This window comes from Sphingomonas kyeonggiensis (genome assembly GCF_014204495.1).
Taxonomy (GTDB): Bacteria; Pseudomonadota; Alphaproteobacteria; order Sphingomonadales; family Sphingomonadaceae; genus Sphingomonas; species Sphingomonas kyeonggiensis_A.
Window position 1 is genome coordinate 247,181 of record NZ_JACHLN010000004.1, and the last position, 18,395, is coordinate 265,575.

Genomic DNA, 18,395 nt, shown 5'->3' on the forward strand with positions numbered 1-18,395 from the left:
ATGTTGGAGTGGGAATGGTTCCTGTTCATGCCCCGGATATGGGGATCGGAACGCCTGCGGAAGGAGTGCAGGAAAACTTGTGGGGCTGAAACGAAAAGGGCGGCCGCACCGTGGTGCGACCGCCCTTCCCTATCTCGATATCGAGGCCGATCAGGCGACGGCGTCGAAGTCGTCGTCGACGAGCACCGGGCCCGAGTCCTGGCCCTTGGCCGAGACGTCGCGATCGACGAACTCGATGATCGCCATCGGCGACGCGTCCGAAGCGCGCGGGCCGGTCTTGATGATGCGGGTGTAGCCGCCGTTACGGTCGGCATAGCGCGACGCCAGGACGTCGAACAGCTTCACCAGCTGCGCATCGTCGAGCAGGCGGGCATGCGCCAGACGACGGTTCGACAGGCCACCCTTCTTGGCGAGGGTGATCAGCTTCTCGACGTAGGGGCGCAGTTCCTTCGCCTTGGCGAGGGTGGTGGTGATCTGCTCGTGCTTGATCAGAGCGGCGCTCTGGTTGCGGAACAGGGCCGCGCGATGGGCCGAGGTACGCTGCAGCTTACGGCCGCCAACGCGATGACGCATTGTCTTCTTCCTTCAGTTCGTCTGGGGGCCGTTTCAGGTACCCCAAGCCAGGCGGTGCTAATCGGGCCACCGCCCAAAACCCGTGTGCGAATTTCGCGAAGGGGCGCCCAAAGCGGATTCGGGGCCGAGAGTCAAGGGCGGGCACGAAACTCCGCCCGCAAAAGGCCGTTGCTAGCTCGTCGACTTTGCCGCTCCGGCCGGTGCCAGCACCTTAATCTCATACACCCGATCAATGTAGAGATAGAAGAAGAACATCGAGGCGACGAGAACGAACAGCCCAATGATCGACGAGCTGATCTCGACCCCGTCGAAGCCGAATTTCAGCCTGCTCATTCCAGCCGGGGCCACGGGATTCTCCCCAGATGCTCCGCCAGCTTCGGAGGCACCTACGCCACCACTACCTGCCTCAGTCGGCCCGCTCTTTCGGAATTGCAGATAACTCATATAGATACCGCTCAGGACGGTCAGCATCACGAAGATGCCGATGACGATATCGGTCACGCTCTGCTTGTAGAACGAAAACATGCGGTGCTGGTCTTCCTTGACCGCCTGGTCGATCTGCGCCCGGCGATACCGCAAATCCTCCGCATAGAGCGCTGTCGTGATGCGAGCGCGCTCCGCATCCTCTTTCGATACCGCTGGCTGCGGCTCGCCATCCTGCGCCCGCACCGGCATCGCAGCGGTACACGATATCGCCAACGCCAGCGCCGGCCCGAGCCACTTCACTCCTGTCAAGGCCGCCTTGGCCTGCAGACTTGTCGATCCGGTAGCCATTCCCCTCCCCTTGCAGCACAAGCGCCCGGCGTGCTCGAATTGCGCAGATCAGCCTGGGTTCCCTGCCCGACCTGAGTGCAGCCGCAGCATGCCAGCAGAAACAGGATGAACGTCCGGCGCATCACTTTCTGCGGAGCGTCAGCGAGTAGCGCCGGACCTTGCACGTAGCGGTGACAGGATCCCATTCACGGCCCTGCGCCGCACAAAGGCCGGCTGCGGACAATGTCGGCCGCGGCAGCGCCGGCAGCGACGTAGACCCCTGGGTCCCGCCGCCGATGGTGCTGGCGTTACAGCCCGGGCAATTGGGCAGATTCCGCAACTCCCGTGCAAGGCCGCCGGGAAGGGTCCGCCCCGTCTCGCCCTGCACCTGCGCAGCCGCAGCGCCACTGAACGCCAGCAAGGCGATTGCTGCAATCAGGCGAATGCCCTGACCGAACACGGCTAGCCCTCCCCCATATTCAGGCACCCATTCCTATCAGAAGCCAGGCGGCCGGAACAGCACCGGGGAGGAGATCCAACGATAATGAAGCAAATAGCAAAAAGGGCCGCCACGAGGGCGACCCTTTCCGATGTCTATCCAGGAAGCAACAGGCCTTAGCCCATGATTTCCTGCTCGAGCTTCTTGGCCATCTCTTCGATGTTCTCAGGCGGCCAGCCCGGGATTTCCATGCCGAGACGGAGACCCATCGAAGACAGGACTTCCTTGATCTCGTTGAGCGACTTGCGGCCGAAGTTCGGCGTGCGCAGCATCTCGGCTTCGGTCTTCTGGACCAGATCGCCGATATAGATGATGTTGTCGTTCTTGAGGCAGTTGGCCGAGCGGACCGAAAGCTCCAGCTCGTCGACCTTCTTCAGCAGGTAACGGTTGATCTGCGACGCGTCGCCCGAACCGGTGTCCGCAGCGCCGCCGGCAGCCGGAGCGGCCATGCCGATCGGAGCCGAGCGGGTGATCGCAGAATCGTCGAAGTGGACGAACAGCGCCAGCTGGTCCTGGAGGATGCGCGCGGCATAGGCCACGGCGTCTTCCGGGGTGATCGTGCCATCGGTCTCGATCGACAGCGTGAGCTTGTCGTAGTCGAGCTCCTGGCCGACGCGGGTGTTCTCGACCTTGTACGAAACCTGGCGAACCGGGCTGTACAGCGCGTCGATCGGGATCAGGCCGATCGGAGCATCCGCCGGACGGTTCGACGCGGCGGGGACATAGCCCTTACCGGTGTCGGCGGTCAGCTCCATGTTGAGCGTCGCGCCATCGTCGAGGTGGCAGATGACGAGATCGGGGTTCATCACCTCGATGTCGCCCGAGACGGCGATGTCGCCGGCCTTCACCTCAGCCGGGCCGGTGGCCGAAAGCTGGAGGCGCTTCGGGCCTTCGCCCTGCATCTTGAGCGCGATCTGCTTGACGTTGAGGACGATGTCCGTCACGTCCTCGCGCACGCCTGCCAGCGAGCTGAACTCGTGGAGGACGTTCTCGATCTTGATCGAGGTGACCGCGGCACCCTGCAGCGAAGAGAGCAGCACGCGGCGCAGCGCGTTGCCGAGCGTCAGGCCGAAACCGCGCTCCAGCGGCTCCGCTACGAAGGTCGACTTGCGCTTGGGATCGCCACCGGGCTTCTTCTCGAGGCCGTTGGGCTTCTTGAGTTCCTGCCAGTTCTTAGCGTTGACCGACACGGGCTTTCCTCATGTTGGGCAGGCTGGGGTGTGCCTGCCAGAAATATACTGCAAAGGCCGCGGGCCCACCCCTGGGCCCACGGCGAACGCAGGGTTGCCGCTTAGACGCGACGACGCTTCGACGGACGAACGCCGTTGTGCGGGATCGGCGTCACGTCACGGATCGACGTGATCTGGAAGCCGACCGCCTGCAGCGCGCGAAGCGCCGACTCACGGCCCGAACCCGGACCCTTCACTTCCACCTCGAGGGTGCGAACGCCGTGCTCAGCGGCCTTGCGGCCTGCGTCCTCGGCGGCAACCTGGGCGGCGTACGGGGTCGACTTGCGCGAGCCCTTGAAGCCCATCATGCCGGCCGACGACCACGAGATGGCATTGCCCTGCGCGTCGGTGATGGTGATCATCGTGTTGTTGAAGCTGGCGTTCACATGGGCGACGCCGGCGGTGATGTTCTTGCGTTCGCGACGGCGAATGCGCTGCGGTTCACGTGCCATTGATCTAGCCCTCCCTTACTTCTTCTTGCCGGCGATCGGCTTGGCCTTGCCCTTGCGGGTGCGCGCATTGGTGTGCGTGCGCTGGCCACGGACCGGGAGGCCCTTACGATGACGGAGGCCGCGATAGCAGGCCAGGTCCATCAGACGCTTGATGTTCATCGCGGTCTGGCGACGCAGATCGCCTTCCACGGTGTAGCCGGCGTCGATCGCTTCGCGGATCTGCAGCACTTCCTGGTCCGAAAGGTCCTGGACGCGGCGCTCAGCGGCGATGTTCAGCTTGGCGGTGATCTCCTTGGCCTTGGCCGCGCCAATGCCGTGGATATACTGCAGCGCGATAACGACGCGCTTGTTGGTCGGGATGTTTACACCCGCAATACGTGCCATGGAATTTGTTCTCCCAGCTCCACGGGGTGCCGCATGGCAGCTCGCACCCCATCTCGTAGCGTTTACTCCCGAAATGCAGTGGCACGACGAACACGCCTAGGCGCCGCCGTGATACCGATCTTTCGGAAGATGCGCGACATATGCGTCCGCCCACGCTGAGTCAAGCGCTGCGGGAAAGGCTTTCGCCGGAACCCGGTTCATACACCATCCCGCCTCCCTCGCCAAGCAGTCCACTCGATCCCCTCCTGGCCGGGATATTCAACCGGGCGGTTGAACGATTCATTGAATCTCTTGATACTCCACGCACACGCGCGAAGCGCCGCCCCTCTCCTTCCAGAGAGCAGGCGAAATCCTATTTTGCAAGGCTAGCCCTGCGCGGCGAGCCGATATCCCGCCCCGCGCACCGTGTGGAGGATCGGCGGCTCGCTTTCCTCGAGCTTGCGGCGCAGGCGGCCGATATGGACGTCGACGACGTTCGAGCCCGGATCGAAGCGGCAGTTCCATACATGCTCGAGCATCATCGTGCGGGTGACGACCTCGCCGGCGTGGCGAGCAAGATATTCGAGCAGGTGGAATTCGCGCGCGACCAGCGGCACCGGGCGACCGGCGCGGACCACGGTGCGACTGAGCAGATCGATATCGAGATCACCGACGATGATCCGCGTCGCCTTGGCATCCGATTCCGCATGATCGGCACGGCGCAACAGCGCGGCGATGCGGGCACGCAGCTCGGCAAAGGAAAAGGGCTTGGCCAGGTAATCGTCGGCGCCGGCGGCCAGGCCGCCGACCTTGTCGTCGACCGTGCCGAGCGCGGAGAGCATGATCGCGGGAGTGCGCAGGCCCTGGCGGCGCAGCGCATCGAGCATTGCCAGCCCGTCGATGCCGGGAAGCATGCGATCGAAGATCCAGAGATCGAAACGCCCCTGCCCGGCGCGGGCAAGGCCGGCAGGGCCATCGGCGCAGATTTCGATTTCGAAACCGGCCTCGCCGAGGCCCTTGGCAATCAGCTCGGCAGCGGCCGCATCGTCCTCGACGATCAGGATCTGGTGGGTCACTTCCATCCTCCGCACCCCCGCAAAGGGCTGCCGGCAAGAGGGTGGCCGGCGAACAAGGGGGTGTCCGCCGGCCGAGACGTCGATGCCAGGGCAGCATCGGCGACTTCAATACGCAGCACGGTTGCCGAAAGCTCTTCCCGGCAAGCCCTGGTCCGACAGGGGCAATCGCCGGAGCGGGGCCGCGGCGAAGATCACGGGACGGATCCGCCGGGCCGGGAAGAGCAACCGGGGAAACCGTGTGCGGTTACCTCTGATGCGTGGTCGGCGGGGGCTGCCGGCCATGGGCTCCTGATAGCCGCCGGCCCCGCCCCCGGCGGTGACCGGGGCATGACAAAACCGTAATGTTGGGTGGTCGATCCAATCCTCCCCGAGCTTTCCGGGGGAGGATTTGAAGGGTCAGCGCTCCGCTGCAGCCTTGAGCCCGGCGACTTGCGCGGCGAGGACGCCGTCCACCGGCGCGGCGATCCTGCCCAGCCCGGGCGCGCCGGCCACGGCATATTCGAACGTCACCGCCGTCGACTTGCCGTCCGCCCCGGGCGTCAGCGTCACCGTCATCACCGCGCTGGCCGGCATTGCCTGGAGCGGACCGAGACCGCCGGTCAGGCGCAGCATCTCGCCGGGTGCGGCATAGACGACCCGCATATGCTCGACCCCACCGCCCTTGGGCAGCTTCTCGCACCAGCAGCCGCCGGGACGCGGATCGAGCGACAGGTTCGCGGCACTGCCCGACCAGGTATGATCCTTGTTCCACCACAGCGACGGCGCGACCAGCGTCGCCCAGACCTTGGCGGCGGGCGCTGCGACCGTGACCTTCTCGGTGACGGTGAAGCTGGTTTCGGTGGACGCCGTGACTTCGGCGGCAGCGGGCGACGCAGCAACGAGTGCCAGGGCGACGAGCGAATAAGCCTTCATGTTCCCCTCCCACGATGTGGCGGGGCGATCATAGCGCGCAGAGCAGCATTCCAGAAGCGGCCGCGACGCGGCGTGGAATCCCGGTTTCGACCCGGTCCGCAAGGGCCCGCGCCAGCGAGAGATAGTGCAGCGTGCCATCCAGATACGCCTGGAAGCTGGCCATCGGCACATGCTGCGCATCGACGAACCGGCGCAGCGCATAGGGGCTCGCGCCCGGCGCGTTGAGCCCTTCGGAAACCAGCGTGGCCGACCGGACCCCGCTGGCCGCGAGCAGGGCGGGCGCCGAAGGGTGAAAAGTGCCGCTGGGATAGCAGAAATGCTCGGCGGCTGCCCCGCCGGTGGCGGCGCGCAACGCAGCGCGGTTCGCCTCGATCTCGGGCACCAGCTGCCCGATACGCCCGGCGACATCGATATGGCGGTGGGTGTGGAGCTGGATGTCGAGCCCGCGGGCATGCGCGTCGGCCAGCTCGTCCTGTCCCATCAGGTGGAACTGGCGGCAGGCGAGCCAAGCCTCCCCTACCCCCAGCGCCCGGCCTAAGGCACGCAGCGCATCGAGCCGATCGGCTTCGGGCAGCGCCTCGATCCGGCGGATCGTCGCGGCACGGTTCTGGTCCGTCCGGCCCGAGGCGGCGAGGAGGTAGTCGACCGCGACATTCACCACCGGCAGGTCGCGTTCGGCGTACCAGGTGGTGGCGTAGAGCGTTGCCGGCAGGCGGTGCGCCTCGAGCACCGGCAGCATGTGGCTGTGGGTGGAGGCCCAGCCATCGTCGATCGTGAGGACTACCGCGCCGGAGGGCAGGCGATCGGCCGCCAGCCGCTCGACCGCTTCGCCGAGCGGCAGCACCGGGCGCCCCGAGCGGGCGAGCCGGGCCATGCGATCGGCGAACAGCGCGGGGGTCATGAACAGGCAGTTGCCATGCGGGGCGCCGGGAGCCAGCCACAGGCCGTGATAGCAGAGGATGCGCAGCTGCGACGCGGTGGCGCGGCGGGCGAGCGCGGACAGCCCGGCAAGGCCGGCGAGCTTCAATGCGGCGCGCTTGGGCATGATTACGATCCCCCACCCGGCGGGTCGCCGGAGCAGGGGAAGCGTGTCACTGCAGGTTTAAGCAGGGGTTAGGGCAACAATATATTACAATGGGTTGGACTTCAGTTCGCCGGCGAAGGCCGGGGCCCAGTTGCAATGTCGGCCGAGAGGTCCGACCGCCCCGACCAACTGCGCCGAGACCGGGCCCCGGCCTTCGCCGGCGAACCGCCAGCAGTTAGGCCGAAACGGAAAAAGGCCGGGCATCATGCCCGGCCTTTTCCAATTCCCAGCCCCTCGCACGGAGGGGTATCTCAGGCCTTGGCGTCGAGGATCGCGTCGATCTGCGCGCCGACATCGGCGATGTCGGCCATGCCATCGACCTTCCGCACCAGGCCCTTGGCCTCGTAGAAGGGCAGGATCGGCGCGGTCTTGGCGCGATACTCGGCCATGCGGGTGCGCACGGTCTCGGCATTGTCGTCCGGACGGCGCTTGAACTCGTGATGACCGCACACGTCGCAAGTGCCCTCGACCTTGGGCAGCTTGAACTTGTCGTGATAGCCCTCACCGCAGTTCGCGCAGGTGAAGCGACCCTCGACGCGCTCGACCAGCGCGTCCTCGTTCACTTCGAGCTCGATCACGAAATCGAGCTTGCGGCCACGCTCCGAAAGCAGCGCGTCGAGCGACTCCGCCTGGGCGGCGGTGCGCGGATAGCCATCGAAGATCGCGCCGTTCAGCGTGTCTTCCATGTCGAGGCGCTCGCCGATGATCCCCGAGACGATCGCGTCCGACACCAGCTCGCCGGCATCCATCACGGCCTTGGCCTGGAGCCCGACGGGCGAACCCGCCTTGACCGCGGCACGCAGCATGTCCCCAGTGGAAAGCTGCACCATGCCGCGCTCTTGCTCGAGCCGCTTCGCCTGGGTGCCCTTGCCGGCTCCCGGCGGGCCCAACAGGATGATATTCACTAAGCCTATCCCCTCAGTATCGGCCAGTATGGGTCGCGCTTAACGCGCGCGACCCTTGAGCTTCGCCTTCTTGATCAGATCGCCATACTGGTGCGCCAGCAGGTGCGACTGGATCTGCGTCACCGTGTCCATCGTCACGTTGACGACGATGAGCAGGCTGGTGCCGCCCATCAGGAACGGAATGCTCATCGACGAGAACACCGCTTCGGGAACGAGGCAGATGATCGTCAGATAGGCAGCGCCGATCACGGTGATGCGGGTGAGCACGTAATCGAAATACAGCTCGGTGTTCTTGCCGGGGCGGATGCCCGGGATGAACCCGCCATAGCGCTTCAGATTCTCGGCGGTCTCCTCCGGATTGAACACCACGGCGGTGTAGAAGAAGGAGAAGAAGACGATGCCGAGGCCGTAGAGCGTCATGTACACCGGCGAGCCGTGGCGCAGCCAGGTGTTCAGGTTGATGATCAGGTCGCTCCACCAGTTCTCGCCCGCGGTCATGTTGCCGGCGAACTGGGTGACGGTCAGCGGCAGCAGCAGCAGCGACGAGGCGAAGATCGGCGGGATCACGCCGGCGGTGTTCAGCTTGAGCGGTAGGTGGCTGCGCTCGGCCTGGACGCCGCGCGCGGTCTGGCGCTTCGGATACTGGATCAGGATGCGGCGCTGGGCACGCTCCATGAAGCAGATGAACAGCACCAGCGCGGCAACGCCGACGATGATGAAGATCAGGCGCAGCGGATCGATCGAGCCGGTGCGGCCGCTTTCGAACAGCTGAACGAGCGTGGTGGGCAAGCGGGCGACGATGCCGGCCATGATGATCAGCGAGATGCCGTTGCCGATGCCGCGATTGGTGATCTGCTCACCGATCCACATCAGGAACATGGTGCCGCCGATCAGCGAGACCACCGCGCCGATGCGGAAGATGAAGCCCGGTTCGACGACCGGCTGCAGCCCCTGGCTTGCACCGAAGGTCTCGAGGCCGACGGCGATGAAATAGCCCTGCACCGCGGTCAGCGCCACCGTGCCGTAGCGGGTGTACTGGTTGAGGCGCTTGCGGCCGCTCTCGCCTTCCTTCTTGATCGCGTTGAGCTGCGGCGACAGCGAGGTCGCGAGCTGCACCACGATCGAGGCGGTGATGTAGGGCATCACGCCGAGCGCGACGATCGACATGCGGTTGAGCGCACCGCCGGTGAAGTTGTTGAAGAAGTCGAGCACGCCGCCCTGCGTCTGCTGCGCGAGCAGGTTGAGCTGGGTGGGGTCGACGCCCGGCAGGGGCACGTAGCTCAGCATGCGGAAGACGATCAGCGCGCCGAGGGTGAACCACAGACGCTTCTTGAGATCGGTCGCCTTGGCGAACTTCGCCAGGTTAATGCTGGAAGCAAGTTGATCGGAGGCGGAGGCCATAATGTATTAGGTCCCGGAAACAGAAACGGCGGATGAGCGTTTCCGCCCTCCGCCGCTCATATAGGGTGTCCAACCCTTTGGGCAATCTGTCCCCGGCGCATGGCTGGGGACAAGTTGCGGAACGGCGCTGACTGGGTCCCCGGCGCGGGGCCGGGGAGCAGCAGCATTACGCCTTGGCGGCAGCCTTCTTGGCTTCCTTGTCCGCGGCGCGCGTCTTCTGCACGACGCGGTACTTGGCCTTGGCCTTCTCGGCGGCCGGCACGATCTCGGGGATCGTCACGGTGCCGCCGGCCTTCTGGACCGCCTCGATCGCGCCCTTCGACGCGCCGGCAACGGTGAAGTTCAGCTTGGCCTTGAGCTCGCCCTTGCCGAGCAGGCGGACGCCGTCCTTGCCGCCACGGGTCAGGCCCGCCGCGTTCAGCTCGGCCTGGGTCAGGTCGGTCGCGGTCAGCTTGCCCGAATCGATCGCCTTCTGGATCGCGCCCAGGTTCACCTCGGCATAGTCCTTGGCGAAGATGTTGTTGAAGCCGCGCTTCGGGATGCGCATGTGGAGCGGCATCTGACCGCCCTCGAACCCGTTGATCGAGACACCTTCGCGGCTCTTCTGACCCTTGACGCCGCGGCCGCCGGTCTTGCCCTTGCCCGAGCCGATGCCGCGGCCGACGCGGATCTTGCGGTGGCGGGCGCCCTGGTTGTCGGTGAGTTCGTTAAGCTTCATGATCGTGCACTCGCTTTCGCTTTTGTCGCGCGTTGAAAGGAAGCGGGGCCCATAGCGGCGCAGGCCGGGCTTGTCACCCCTGTTTTCACCGGACTAGCCAGCATCTGGGCCGGGCCGTAGGGAATCGGGCTTGCCGCCCATCCGGCCGGCAGATCACGGTGCAGGCGATGAAGAGTTTCTGGGCCATTCTACGTCAGCCCGCCGCACGTATCGTGGTGGCGGCCGCCCTGTCCTTCGTCATCATCTCCTGGATCGCGGTCATCTGGCAGATTCGCGAGGACGCGGCCACCGCCATCCAGTCCGCCTCCCGGGAGAATCGCAGCCGCGTCGTCGCGTTCGAGCAATATGTGCGGCGCACCCTCGAGCTGGCGGACCTGGCCACCGAGTATCTCGGCGAGCGCTATGGCGGCCGGATCGACCAGGGCGACAGCACCCGGCCCAACCTGATCACCCTGCCCAGCTATTTCCGTCCGATGATCACCGGCGCGGAGATCGCCGATCGAGACGGCAATATCCGCTTCACCACCAAGCCGACCGGCCCGATCAACGTGAAGGACAAGCGGGTGTTTCGCGAGCTGCTCGCCGCCCCCGGCATCGCCCGCGCGATCTCCAATCCGAGCGAGGCGCTCGATTCGAAGGGCGCGGTGCTGCTGATCGCCCGTTCGTGGCGCGATGCGAAGGGCGCGTTCGCCGGCGCCGTGGCGGTCGACATCCCGACGGACCGGTTCGTCGATTTCAACGCGGGCCTGCGCTACCGCCCCGACGACCTGATCTCGATCATCTCGCTGCGCGGCATGACGCTGGCACGCCGCGAAGGCGAAACCGTAAGCTGGGGCCAGGACCTCAAGGGCAAGCCGGTGATGCAGGAGCAGATGGCGCATCCCAATGGCGAATATTGGGGGCCGAGCGCGATCGACGGCAAGCGCCGGCTGTTCAGCCACCAACGGCTCGCCAGCTACCCGATCTTCGTCACCTCCGGCATTGGCGAGCATGATATCCTCGGACCGGCGCAGCAGCGCGCGCGCTGGTTCCTAGTGCTGGTCAGCGCGCTGACCCTGGTCGTCGGGGCGCTGCTGGCGCTCTATTTCCGCCACGTCCTCAAGCAGCAACAGGCACGTCGCCGCTTCGACGTGATCCGCGACGAGTTCGCCCATAGCGCGCGGGTCTCGTCGCTGAGCGAGATGGCGGGCGGGCTCGCGCATGAGCTCAACCAGCCCCTGGCCGCCGCCTCGAACTTCCTCTCGGTCGGCGAACTGATGTTGAAGGGCGACGGCAGCCGCGAGGCGGTGCTGCTGCAGATCCGCCAGGCACGCAGCCAGATCACCCGCGCCGGGGACATCATCCGCCGCATCCGCGACTATCTGGCCAAGGGCAGCGCCGACCTGCGCATCGAGTCGATCGACGACGTGATCAACGACGCCATCGAGCTGGCACGCGGGGCCAAGGTCGCCCCTTCGGCACGGATCACCTATTCCAGCGCCCAGCCCGCCGCGCGGGCGCTGATCGACCGCGTCCAGATCCAGCAGGTTCTGGTCAACCTGATCCGCAATGCCGAGGAAGCGATGGCCGCGCTCCCGCCCGAGCAGCGCGCGATCCGGATCAGCTGCGCGGTCGCCTCGGACGAGTTCCTGCGCATCTGCGTGGAGGATACCGGCCCCGGCATCCCCGACGCGGTGTTCGGCAAGTTCAACATGCCCTTCATCTCGACCAAGGCCGACAAGGGCCTGGGCATCGGCCTGTCGATCTGCCGCAGCATCATCGAAGTGCACGGCGGCGAGTTCAAGGCCGAGAACCTGACCCGCGGCGCGATGATCTGCTTTACGGTGCCGAGGGACCCGACGCTGATGGCGGTTGCCTAGGCCTACTCATGCCCCGCGCAAGAGGGCACTCAGGCAAAGCAGGAACCCGAAGGCAGCGACCAGGGTCGATGCCACGATCAGGCGCGCCGGAACATTGCCCCGGTTCGCACGAAGCCCGAGGGCAACGGTGCCCGCGATCAGTAACGGGGGAACAACCAGCAGCGCGACCACGCCCTGGTCCAGTTCCCCTCGGACGTAGAGGCCGTAGCTGAGCAACTCGCGTATCCCCGCCGCGAGGAAGATCAGCCACAACAGGCTTCCCAGAGCCGTCAGCAGATAGGGCTTCATCCGACAACCCTAACCCGCCCCTCCGAGGCGGCAAGCCGTGCCCTTGGGTACACATAAGGAAAAGGGGCGGTAGTTGCCTACCGCCCCTTCTCGATTTTGCTGTGGGATACGCGAAGGCCTTAACCCTCGAGCACCTTCACCATGTGCGGGAGCTTGCGGATCATGCCACGAACTTCGGGCGTGTCCTCGAGCTCCGAGACCTTGTGCATCTTGTTGAGGCCCAGGCCGATCAGCGTTGCGCGCTGATCCTTGGTGCGGCGGATCGGCGAACCGACCTGCTGGATCTTGATCTTCGCCATGATCGATTACTCCGCGATAGCCGCAGCGTCCGCCTCGGCGGTCTGCGAACCGCCGCGGCCGAGCAGGTCGGCGATCTTCTTGCCGCGGCGCTGCGCAACGCTCTTCGGCGAGGTCTGCTCGCCGAGCGCTTCGAAGGTGGCGCGGATCATGTTGTAGGGATTCGAAGTGCCGACCGACTTGGTCACCACATCGGCAACACCCAGCGATTCGAAGACGGCGCGCATCGGACCACCGGCGATGATGCCGGTACCCTGCGGAGCCGAGCGCACATAGACGCGGCCGGCACCGAAGTGGCCAGCACCGTCATGGTGCAGCGTGCGGCCTTCCTTGAGCGGAACGCGCAGCATCTTCTTCTTCGCCGAAGCGGTCGCCTTCGAGATGGCTTCCGGCACTTCGCGCGCCTTGCCATGACCGAAGCCGACACGGCCCTTGCCGTCGCCCACGACGACCAGCGCCGCGAAGCCGAAGCGCTTGCCGCCCTTGACGGTCTTCGAGACGCGGTTGATGTGAACCAGCTTCTCGATCAGCTCCTCGCCACCGTCCTCGGCGTTCTGGCCACGACGGTCGTCACGACGACCGCGGTTGCCGTCACGGCCGCCACGGCCACGATCGCCACCGCCCGGACCACCACGGCCACGGCCACGGCCACGACCCTGCTGCTCCTGGGGAGCACCGGCGTCCTGGGCTTCGAAGCCCGCGCCCTCTGCGGGCGCCTGGTTGTTTTCGTCAGCCATTCTCAGAACTCCAGCCCGCTCTCACGAGCGGCATCGGCCAGCGCCTTGACGCGGCCATGATAGAGGAAGCCACCGCGGTCGAAGACGACCTGGGTGATGCCGGCTGCCTTGGCAGCCTCGGCAACACGCTTGCCGACGTCCTGCGCGGCCTCGATGGTCGCGCCGGTCTTGCCGCGCACGTCCTTGTCGAGGGTGGAGGCAGCCGCGACGGTCTTGCCGGCGGCATCGTCGATCACCTGGGCATAGATGTGCTTGCCCGAGCGATGGATCGAAAGACGCGGACGACCACCGGCACGCGCACGAAGCGCAGTACGGTTGCGGCGACGACGCTTCGCGAAAAGCGAGAGACCCTTGGTGCTGATCACTTCTTCTTCCCTTCCTTACGGAAGATGAACTCGCCGTCGTACTTGATGCCCTTGCCCTTGTACGGCTCAGGCTTGCGCCAGCGGCGAATCTCGGCCGCAATCTGGCCGACCTTCTGCTTGTCGATGCCCGAGATCTCGACCGTGGTCTGATCCGGGGTCTTGATCTCGATGCCTTCCGGCACGTCGATGTTCACGTCGTGCGAATAGCCGAGCTGGAGCTTGAGCACCTTGCCCTGCGCAGCCGCACGGTAACCGACGCCGGTGATCAGCAGCTTCTTCGAGAAGCCGGTGGTCACGCCGGTAACCAGGTTCTGCACCAGGGTACGCTGCATGCCCCAGAAGGCACGGGCGCGCTTGGTGTCGTTCGCCGGCTGCACCGAGATGCCGCCTTCGACGAGCTCATAGCTGATCAGATCAGCCTTCGGGATCGACAGAGTGCCCTTGGGGCCCTTCACCGAGACCTGGTCGCCGTCCAGCGTGGCGGTGACGCCAGCGGGGATCGTGACCGGCTTCTTACCGATGCGGCTCATTAGAACACCTCCGCCAGCACTTCGCCGCCGACATTCTGCTCGCGCGCTTCCGCGTCCGAGAGAACGCCGCGAGGCGTCGAGACGATCGTGATGCCCAGGCCGTTGCGAACGCGGGGAAGCTCCTGGCTGCCCGAGTAGACGCGGCGGCCCGGCTTCGAGATGCGCGCGACGTGCTTGATCGCCGGCTGGCCCTCGAAATACTTCAGCTCGATGCGGATGCCCGCTGCGGGGCCCATCTGCTCTTCGCTATAGCCACGGATGTAGCCTTCGCGCTGGAGCACATCGAGAACGCGCGCACGCAGCTTGCTCGCCGGCGTAAGGACGGAGTCCTTGCGGGCGCGCTGGCCGTTGCGGATGCGGGTGAGCATATCACCCAGGGGATCGGTCACTGCCATCTTCGTGATCCTTACCAGCTCGACTTGGTAACGCCGGGGATGAGGCCCTTGTTGGCCAGATCACGCAGCATCACACGAGCGAGACGGAACTTGCGGTAGTAACCGCGGGGGCGACCGGTGAGCTCGCACCGGTTGCGAATGCGGGTCGGGTTGCCGTTGCGCGGCAGCTCGGCCATCTTGAGACGCGCGATGAGACGCTCGGTCTCATCGAGGCTCTCGTCATTCGCGATCGCCTTCAGCTTCGCATACTTGCCGGCGTACTTCTTCACCAGCAGCTTGCGACGCTCGTTCTTATTCACGGAACTCAGTTTCGCCATGACTTAAGTTCTCTTTCCTTTACGCGGCCTTGGCTTCGCCGTCCGCATCCTGCGGGAACGGGAAACCGAAGAGACGGAGAAGCTCGCGAGCTTCCTCGTCGGTCTTCGCGGTGGTGGTCACGATCACGTCCATGCCGCGGATCTTGTCGACCTTATCGTAGCTGATTTCCGGGAAGATCAGCTGCTCCTTGAGACCGCAGGCATAGTTGCCACGGCCGTCGAACGACTTCGGGTTGAGGCCACGGAAGTCGCGAACGCGCGGCAGCGCGATCGTGATGAAGCGGTCGAGGAACTCGTACATGCGCTCACGGCGAAGGGTGACCTTCGCGCCGATCGGCATGCCCTCGCGCAGCTTGAACTGCGCGATCGACTTCTTCGCCTTGGTGATCACCGGCTTCTGGCCCGCGATCAGCTCCATTTCAGAAGCGGCCTGATCGACCTTCTTCTTGTCCTGGGTGGCTTCGCCGACGCCCATGTTGAGCACGATCTTCTCGATCTTCGGCACTTCCATGACGTTCTTGTAACCGAACTTCTCGGTCATCGCCTTGGCGATGGTCTCGTCATAGAGCTTGCGCATGCGCGGCGTGTAGGAATCAGCCATTGATGACCTCCCCGGTCTTGACGGCGACGCGAACCTTCTTGCCGTCACGCTCCTCGAAGCGGACGCGCGTCGGCTTGCCGTCCTTGGTCACGTGCGCGACCTTGGAAATCGCCAGCGGCGCTTCCGAACGCTCCAGGCCACCCTGCGGGTTGGTCTGGCTCGGCTTGCGGTGACGCACGGCGACGTTCACGCCCGACACGACAACCTTGCCCTCCTTGGGGAGAGCCTTGACGACTTCGCCGGTACGGCCCTTGTCCTTGCCGGACAGTACGACGACCTGGTCGCCCTTCTTGATCTTGGCAGCAGCCATCACAGCACCTCGGGGGCGAGCGAAATGATCTTCATGAAGCCCTTCGAGCGCAGCTCGCGGACCACCGGGCCAAAGATACGGGTGCCGATCGGCTCCTCGTTCTTGTTGACCAGGACGGCAGCATTGCCGTCGAAGCGAATGACCGAGCCATCGGCGCGGCGGACGTCCTTGGCGGTGCGGACGATGACGGCGCGGTGCACGTCACCCTTCTTCACCTTACCGCGGGGAGCAGCTTCCTTGATGCTGACGACGATGACGTCGCCCACGGAGGCGAAGCGACGCTTCGATCCGCCCAGCACCTTGATGCACTGCACCCGCTTCGCGCCGCTGTTGTCTGCGACGTCGAGATTGGACTGCATCTGGATCATCGATCCGGTTCCTTCTCGTTTGGCCTTCCGGGACCTGCCCGGGGGTTCCAGTTAAAAAGATTAGGCGGCGGCGTCCGACTTGGTCGGGGTCGCGTGGGTGTTGACCCGCTCGATCACCTTCCAGGTCTTCAGCTTGGAGATCGGCGCAGTCTCTTCGATGCGCACGGTCTCGCCGGCCTTGTACTCGTTGCCCTCGTCATGGGCATGATACTTCTTCGAGCGACGGATGATCTTGCCGTAGAGCGGGTGCTTCACCTTACGCTCCACGAGCACGACGACCGTCTTGTCGCCCTTGTCGGAAACCACGTTCCCGGTCAGCACGCGCTTCGGCATGGTCTCGTTCCTTACTTCGCAGCCGAGCGCGAGCGCTCGTTCTGCAGCGTCTTGATGCGGGCGATGTCACGACGGACCTCGCGAACGCGGCTCGGCTTCTCGAGCTGGCTGGTCGCGGCCTGGAAGCGGAGGTTGAACGCCTCGCGCTTCAGGTTGCCGAGCTCTTCGCTCAGCTGGTCTTCGGTCTTCGCACGAAGATCGGTAGCCTTGGTCATTCTATCAACCCTCCAGGTGCGTGGTGTCGCCGAGGCGAGCCACGACCTTGACCTTGATCGGCAGCTTCATCGCCGCGCGCTCGAAAGCTTCGGCAGCGAGCGGGCCCGGAACGCCGTCGAGCTCGAACAGGATACGACCCGGCTTGACGCGGGCGACCCAGAACTCCGGCGAACCCTTACCCGAGCCCATGCGGACTTCGGCGGGCTTGGACGACACGGGGACGTCCGGGAAGATGCGGATCCAGAGACGGCCCTGGCGCTTGATGTGACGGGTGATCGCGCGGCGAGCCGCCTCGATCTGGCGGGCGGTGATCCGCTCCGGCTCCATCGCCTTCAGGCCATACGACCCGAAGTTCAGCGCAGTGCCACCCTTGGCGTCGCCATGGATGCGGCCCTTGAAGGCCTTGCGGAACTTGGTGCGCTTCGGTTGCAGCATTTGTCTGTCCTACCCTTAGCGGCGGTCTTCGCGCGCCGGGCGAACGCCCGAGGTCTGCGATTCCAGGTTGAGGCGATCGGTCGCCATCGGATCGTGGCCGAGGATCTCGCCCTTGAAGATCCACACCTTCACGCCGCAGACGCCATAGGCGGTGTGCGCTTCGGCAGTGGCGTGATCGATGTTCGCGCGCAGCGTGTGCAGCGGAACGCGACCTTCGCGATACCATTCCGAACGGGCGATCTCGGCGCCGCCGAGACGGCCGCCGCAGTTGATCCGGATGCCTTCGGCACCGAGGCGCATGGCCGACTGCACCGCGCGCTTCATGGCGCGGCGGAAGGCGATACGGCGCTCGAGCTGGTCAGCGATGCCCTGGGCGACGAGCTTGGCGTCGACTTCCGGCTTGCGGATCTCGACGATGTTCAGGCTCACGTCGCTCGAGGTCATCGCGGACAGCGTCTTGCGCAGCTTCTCGATGTCCGAGCCCTTCTTGCCGATGATGACACCGGGACGGGCAGCGTAGATCGAAACGCGGCACAGCTTGGCCGGACGCTCGATCACCACCTTCGAGATCGCGGCCTGGGGCAGCGTCTCGAGGATGTACTTGCGGATCTTGAGGTCCTCCATGAGAAGGCGGCCGTAATCGGCGCCTTCGGCGAACCAGCGGCTGTCCCAGGTACGGTTGACCTGGAGGCGGAGGCCGATCGGGTTGCTCTTGTGACCCATTATGCTTCTTCCTGCTCGCGGACGACGATGCGAAGACGGCTGAACGGCTTCAGGATGCGGGTGGACTTGCCACGGCCGCGGGTCGCGAAGCGCTTCATCGTGATCGACTTGCCGACCGAAGCCTCGGCGACGACGAGTGCGTCGACGTCGAGGTTATGGTTGTTTTCCGCGTTGGCGATCGCCGAGGCGAGAACCTTGCGGGCGTCCACTGCCATCGCCTTGGTCGAGAACTGAAGGATGTTCAGCGCGTCCTCGGCCTTCTTGCCGCGGATGAGACCGGCGACGAGGTTCAGCTTCTGGGCCGAACCGCGGATCTGCGTGGCGACGGCAAGGGCTTCCTTGTCACCGACCTTGCGGGGAGCCTGGGGCTTCGACATTAGCGCTTACCCTTCTTGTCGGCAGCGTGGCCCGGGAAGAACCGGGTCGGCGCGAACTCGCCGAGCTTCATGCCAACCATGTCCTCGTTGACCGAGACCGGCACGAACTTGCGGCCATTGTAGACGTTGAACGTCAGACCGACGAAATCCGGCAGGATCGTCGAGCGGCGCGACCAGGTCTTGATCGGACCGGCGCGGGTGCCCTGCTCCTGCGCGGTCTGCGCCTTCTTGAGCAGGTGGAGGTCCACGAACGGACCCTTCCAAACGGAACGAGCCATC

General features: G+C 65.3%; 28 protein-coding genes. 1 reads left to right on the forward strand and 27 read right to left on the reverse strand.

All coding sequences use genetic code 11. The features are described 5' to 3' along the window. Positions 1 to 150: 150 nt before the first annotated feature. From rplQ to rplO, 11 genes are all read right to left on the reverse strand, one after another. Complete coding sequence (rplQ, locus tag HNP52_RS20135; RefSeq protein ID WP_184169824.1) at positions 151 to 573, reverse strand: 50S ribosomal protein L17; 423 nt, start codon at positions 571 to 573, stop codon at positions 151 to 153. Positions 574 to 744: 171 nt separating this feature from the next. Then, on the reverse strand, positions 745 to 1,347 hold the full coding sequence (locus tag HNP52_RS20140; protein WP_184169827.1) for a hypothetical protein: 603 nt from the start codon (positions 1,345 to 1,347) through the stop codon (positions 745 to 747). 594 nt (positions 1,348 to 1,941) lie between these two features. After that, the gene (locus HNP52_RS20145) at positions 1,942 to 3,015 is read right to left on the reverse strand and encodes a DNA-directed RNA polymerase subunit alpha (RefSeq protein WP_184169829.1); all 1,074 of its coding nucleotides are present in this window, start codon (positions 3,013 to 3,015) and stop codon (positions 1,942 to 1,944) included. Between the two features lie 101 nt (positions 3,016 to 3,116). Next, positions 3,117 to 3,506 (reverse strand): 30S ribosomal protein S11, encoded by a 390-nt coding sequence (gene rpsK, locus HNP52_RS20150; RefSeq protein WP_010545745.1) that lies wholly within the window; start codon positions 3,504 to 3,506, stop codon positions 3,117 to 3,119. A 15-nt stretch (positions 3,507 to 3,521) separates the two neighbouring features. Further along, on the reverse strand, positions 3,522 to 3,890 hold the full coding sequence (gene rpsM / locus HNP52_RS20155; RefSeq protein ID WP_184169832.1) for a 30S ribosomal protein S13: 369 nt from the start codon (positions 3,888 to 3,890) through the stop codon (positions 3,522 to 3,524). A 365-nt stretch (positions 3,891 to 4,255) separates the two neighbouring features. After that, complete coding sequence (locus tag HNP52_RS20160) at positions 4,256 to 4,945, reverse strand: response regulator transcription factor (RefSeq protein WP_184169834.1); 690 nt, start codon at positions 4,943 to 4,945, stop codon at positions 4,256 to 4,258. A 396-nt stretch (positions 4,946 to 5,341) separates the two neighbouring features. Further along, positions 5,342 to 5,857 (reverse strand): SRPBCC domain-containing protein, encoded by a 516-nt coding sequence (locus HNP52_RS20165; RefSeq protein WP_184169837.1) that lies wholly within the window; start codon positions 5,855 to 5,857, stop codon positions 5,342 to 5,344. 28 nt (positions 5,858 to 5,885) lie between these two features. Further along, on the reverse strand, positions 5,886 to 6,902 hold the full coding sequence (locus HNP52_RS20170; protein ID WP_184169840.1) for a polysaccharide deacetylase family protein: 1,017 nt from the start codon (positions 6,900 to 6,902) through the stop codon (positions 5,886 to 5,888). A 290-nt stretch (positions 6,903 to 7,192) separates the two neighbouring features. Beyond that, on the reverse strand, positions 7,193 to 7,846 hold the full coding sequence (locus tag HNP52_RS20175) for an adenylate kinase (protein ID WP_184169843.1): 654 nt from the start codon (positions 7,844 to 7,846) through the stop codon (positions 7,193 to 7,195). 39 nt (positions 7,847 to 7,885) lie between these two features. Then, entirely contained in the window at positions 7,886 to 9,247 is a 1,362-nt protein-coding gene (secY, locus tag HNP52_RS20180; RefSeq protein ID WP_184169846.1) for a preprotein translocase subunit SecY, read from the reverse strand. A 166-nt stretch (positions 9,248 to 9,413) separates the two neighbouring features. Next, positions 9,414 to 9,965 carry a 50S ribosomal protein L15 gene (rplO, locus tag HNP52_RS20185; RefSeq protein WP_184169849.1) on the reverse strand — a complete coding sequence of 184 codons (552 nt, stop codon included), beginning with the start codon at positions 9,963 to 9,965 and terminating at the stop codon, positions 9,414 to 9,416. Between the two features lie 167 nt (positions 9,966 to 10,132). Here rplO and HNP52_RS20190 point away from each other — a divergent pair, with 167 nt between their 5' ends. Further along, positions 10,133 to 11,824 carry an ATP-binding protein gene (locus tag HNP52_RS20190; protein ID WP_184169852.1) on the forward strand — a complete coding sequence of 564 codons (1,692 nt, stop codon included), beginning with the start codon at positions 10,133 to 10,135 and terminating at the stop codon, positions 11,822 to 11,824. 6 nt (positions 11,825 to 11,830) lie between these two features. Here the strand turns inward: HNP52_RS20190 and HNP52_RS20195 are convergent, their stop codons facing one another. The 16 genes from HNP52_RS20195 to rpsS form a co-directional block, all read right to left on the reverse strand. Continuing rightward, a complete protein-coding gene (locus HNP52_RS20195) occupies positions 11,831 to 12,112 on the reverse strand; it encodes a hypothetical protein (RefSeq protein WP_184169855.1) in 282 nt (93 codons plus the stop codon). A 119-nt stretch (positions 12,113 to 12,231) separates the two neighbouring features. Then, positions 12,232 to 12,411, reverse strand: coding sequence for a 50S ribosomal protein L30 (gene rpmD / locus HNP52_RS20200; protein ID WP_184169858.1), 180 nt, complete (start codon positions 12,409 to 12,411; stop codon positions 12,232 to 12,234). Positions 12,412 to 12,417: 6 nt separating this feature from the next. After that, positions 12,418 to 13,146, reverse strand: coding sequence for a 30S ribosomal protein S5 (gene rpsE, locus HNP52_RS20205; protein ID WP_260396282.1), 729 nt, complete (start codon positions 13,144 to 13,146; stop codon positions 12,418 to 12,420). Positions 13,147 to 13,148: 2 nt separating this feature from the next. Next, a complete protein-coding gene (gene rplR / locus HNP52_RS20210; RefSeq protein WP_184170695.1) occupies positions 13,149 to 13,508 on the reverse strand; it encodes a 50S ribosomal protein L18 in 360 nt (119 codons plus the stop codon). Further along, entirely contained in the window at positions 13,508 to 14,041 is a 534-nt protein-coding gene (gene rplF, locus HNP52_RS20215) for a 50S ribosomal protein L6 (RefSeq protein WP_184169861.1), read from the reverse strand. Before rplF ends, rplR begins: the two co-directional genes overlap by 1 nt. Further along, positions 14,041 to 14,436, reverse strand: a complete 396-nt coding sequence (gene rpsH / locus HNP52_RS20220; protein WP_086128654.1) for a 30S ribosomal protein S8 — start codon at positions 14,434 to 14,436, stop codon at positions 14,041 to 14,043. Before rpsH ends, rplF begins: the two co-directional genes overlap by 1 nt. Before the next feature lie 11 nt (positions 14,437 to 14,447). After that, complete coding sequence (gene rpsN, locus HNP52_RS20225; RefSeq protein ID WP_137861460.1) at positions 14,448 to 14,753, reverse strand: 30S ribosomal protein S14; 306 nt, start codon at positions 14,751 to 14,753, stop codon at positions 14,448 to 14,450. 19 nt (positions 14,754 to 14,772) lie between these two features. Further along, on the reverse strand, positions 14,773 to 15,354 hold the full coding sequence (gene rplE / locus HNP52_RS20230; protein ID WP_184169864.1) for a 50S ribosomal protein L5: 582 nt from the start codon (positions 15,352 to 15,354) through the stop codon (positions 14,773 to 14,775). Next, positions 15,347 to 15,664, reverse strand: a complete 318-nt coding sequence (gene rplX, locus HNP52_RS20235) for a 50S ribosomal protein L24 (protein ID WP_184169867.1) — start codon at positions 15,662 to 15,664, stop codon at positions 15,347 to 15,349. The genes rplE and rplX overlap by 8 nt, the downstream gene beginning before the upstream one ends. Then, positions 15,664 to 16,032, reverse strand: coding sequence for a 50S ribosomal protein L14 (rplN, locus tag HNP52_RS20240; RefSeq protein ID WP_086128650.1), 369 nt, complete (start codon positions 16,030 to 16,032; stop codon positions 15,664 to 15,666). Before rplN ends, rplX begins: the two co-directional genes overlap by 1 nt. A gap of 60 nt (positions 16,033 to 16,092) precedes the next feature. Next, complete coding sequence (gene rpsQ, locus HNP52_RS20245) at positions 16,093 to 16,365, reverse strand: 30S ribosomal protein S17 (RefSeq protein ID WP_086128649.1); 273 nt, start codon at positions 16,363 to 16,365, stop codon at positions 16,093 to 16,095. Positions 16,366 to 16,376: 11 nt separating this feature from the next. Further along, on the reverse strand, positions 16,377 to 16,580 hold the full coding sequence (rpmC, locus tag HNP52_RS20250; RefSeq protein WP_086128648.1) for a 50S ribosomal protein L29: 204 nt from the start codon (positions 16,578 to 16,580) through the stop codon (positions 16,377 to 16,379). 4 nt (positions 16,581 to 16,584) lie between these two features. Next, positions 16,585 to 17,016, reverse strand: a complete 432-nt coding sequence (gene rplP, locus HNP52_RS20255; RefSeq protein ID WP_116838636.1) for a 50S ribosomal protein L16 — start codon at positions 17,014 to 17,016, stop codon at positions 16,585 to 16,587. A 15-nt stretch (positions 17,017 to 17,031) separates the two neighbouring features. Beyond that, a complete protein-coding gene (gene rpsC, locus HNP52_RS20260) occupies positions 17,032 to 17,739 on the reverse strand; it encodes a 30S ribosomal protein S3 (protein WP_184169869.1) in 708 nt (235 codons plus the stop codon). Continuing rightward, positions 17,739 to 18,116 carry a 50S ribosomal protein L22 gene (rplV, locus tag HNP52_RS20265; protein WP_184169872.1) on the reverse strand — a complete coding sequence of 126 codons (378 nt, stop codon included), beginning with the start codon at positions 18,114 to 18,116 and terminating at the stop codon, positions 17,739 to 17,741. Before rplV ends, rpsC begins: the two co-directional genes overlap by 1 nt. Further along, positions 18,116 to 18,394: a 30S ribosomal protein S19 gene (gene rpsS, locus HNP52_RS20270; protein ID WP_116838639.1), complete on the reverse strand. Its 279-nt coding sequence runs from the start codon at positions 18,392 to 18,394 to the stop codon at positions 18,116 to 18,118. Before rpsS ends, rplV begins: the two co-directional genes overlap by 1 nt. Position 18,395: the final 1 nt, after the last annotated feature.

Excerpts from the sequence above, each read along its gene's own strand:
- rplE (WP_184169864.1), bottom strand. The coding sequence starts at position 15,354 with ATGGCTGATTCCTACACGCCGCGCATGCGCAAGCTCTATGACGAGACC.
- rplN (WP_086128650.1), bottom strand. The coding sequence starts at position 16,032 with ATGATCCAGATGCAGTCCAATCTCGACGTCGCAGACAACAGCGGCGCG.
- rpsK (WP_010545745.1), bottom strand. The coding sequence starts at position 3,506 with ATGGCACGTGAACCGCAGCGCATTCGCCGTCGCGAACGCAAGAACATC.
- rpmD (WP_184169858.1), bottom strand. The coding sequence starts at position 12,411 with ATGGCGAAGATCAAGATCCAGCAGGTCGGTTCGCCGATCCGCCGCACC.
- HNP52_RS20190 (WP_184169852.1), top strand. The coding sequence starts at position 10,133 with ATGAAGAGTTTCTGGGCCATTCTACGTCAGCCCGCCGCACGTATCGTG.
- HNP52_RS20165 (WP_184169837.1), bottom strand. The coding sequence starts at position 5,857 with ATGAAGGCTTATTCGCTCGTCGCCCTGGCACTCGTTGCTGCGTCGCCC.
- rplF (WP_184169861.1), bottom strand. The coding sequence starts at position 14,041 with ATGAGCCGCATCGGTAAGAAGCCGGTCACGATCCCCGCTGGCGTCACC.
- HNP52_RS20140 (WP_184169827.1), bottom strand. The coding sequence starts at position 1,347 with ATGGCTACCGGATCGACAAGTCTGCAGGCCAAGGCGGCCTTGACAGGA.
- rpsC (WP_184169869.1), bottom strand. The coding sequence starts at position 17,739 with ATGGGTCACAAGAGCAACCCGATCGGCCTCCGCCTCCAGGTCAACCGT.
- rpsN (WP_137861460.1), bottom strand. The coding sequence starts at position 14,753 with ATGGCGAAACTGAGTTCCGTGAATAAGAACGAGCGTCGCAAGCTGCTG.
- rpsS (WP_116838639.1), bottom strand. The coding sequence starts at position 18,394 with ATGGCTCGTTCCGTTTGGAAGGGTCCGTTCGTGGACCTCCACCTGCTC.
- rplO (WP_184169849.1), bottom strand. The coding sequence starts at position 9,965 with ATGAAGCTTAACGAACTCACCGACAACCAGGGCGCCCGCCACCGCAAG.
- rpsM (WP_184169832.1), bottom strand. The coding sequence starts at position 3,890 with ATGGCACGTATTGCGGGTGTAAACATCCCGACCAACAAGCGCGTCGTT.
- rpsH (WP_086128654.1), bottom strand. The coding sequence starts at position 14,436 with ATGGCAGTGACCGATCCCCTGGGTGATATGCTCACCCGCATCCGCAAC.
- rpsE (WP_260396282.1), bottom strand. The coding sequence starts at position 13,146 with ATGGCTGACGAAAACAACCAGGCGCCCGCAGAGGGCGCGGGCTTCGAA.
- rpsQ (WP_086128649.1), bottom strand. The coding sequence starts at position 16,365 with ATGCCGAAGCGCGTGCTGACCGGGAACGTGGTTTCCGACAAGGGCGAC.
- rpmC (WP_086128648.1), bottom strand. The coding sequence starts at position 16,580 with ATGACCAAGGCTACCGATCTTCGTGCGAAGACCGAAGACCAGCTGAGC.
- rplV (WP_184169872.1), bottom strand. The coding sequence starts at position 18,116 with ATGTCGAAGCCCCAGGCTCCCCGCAAGGTCGGTGACAAGGAAGCCCTT.
- HNP52_RS20170 (WP_184169840.1), bottom strand. The coding sequence starts at position 6,902 with ATGCCCAAGCGCGCCGCATTGAAGCTCGCCGGCCTTGCCGGGCTGTCC.
- HNP52_RS20195 (WP_184169855.1), bottom strand. The coding sequence starts at position 12,112 with ATGAAGCCCTATCTGCTGACGGCTCTGGGAAGCCTGTTGTGGCTGATC.
- rplP (WP_116838636.1), bottom strand. The coding sequence starts at position 17,016 with ATGCTGCAACCGAAGCGCACCAAGTTCCGCAAGGCCTTCAAGGGCCGC.
- rplX (WP_184169867.1), bottom strand. The coding sequence starts at position 15,664 with ATGGCTGCTGCCAAGATCAAGAAGGGCGACCAGGTCGTCGTACTGTCC.
- secY (WP_184169846.1), bottom strand. The coding sequence starts at position 9,247 with ATGGCCTCCGCCTCCGATCAACTTGCTTCCAGCATTAACCTGGCGAAG.
- rplQ (WP_184169824.1), bottom strand. The coding sequence starts at position 573 with ATGCGTCATCGCGTTGGCGGCCGTAAGCTGCAGCGTACCTCGGCCCAT.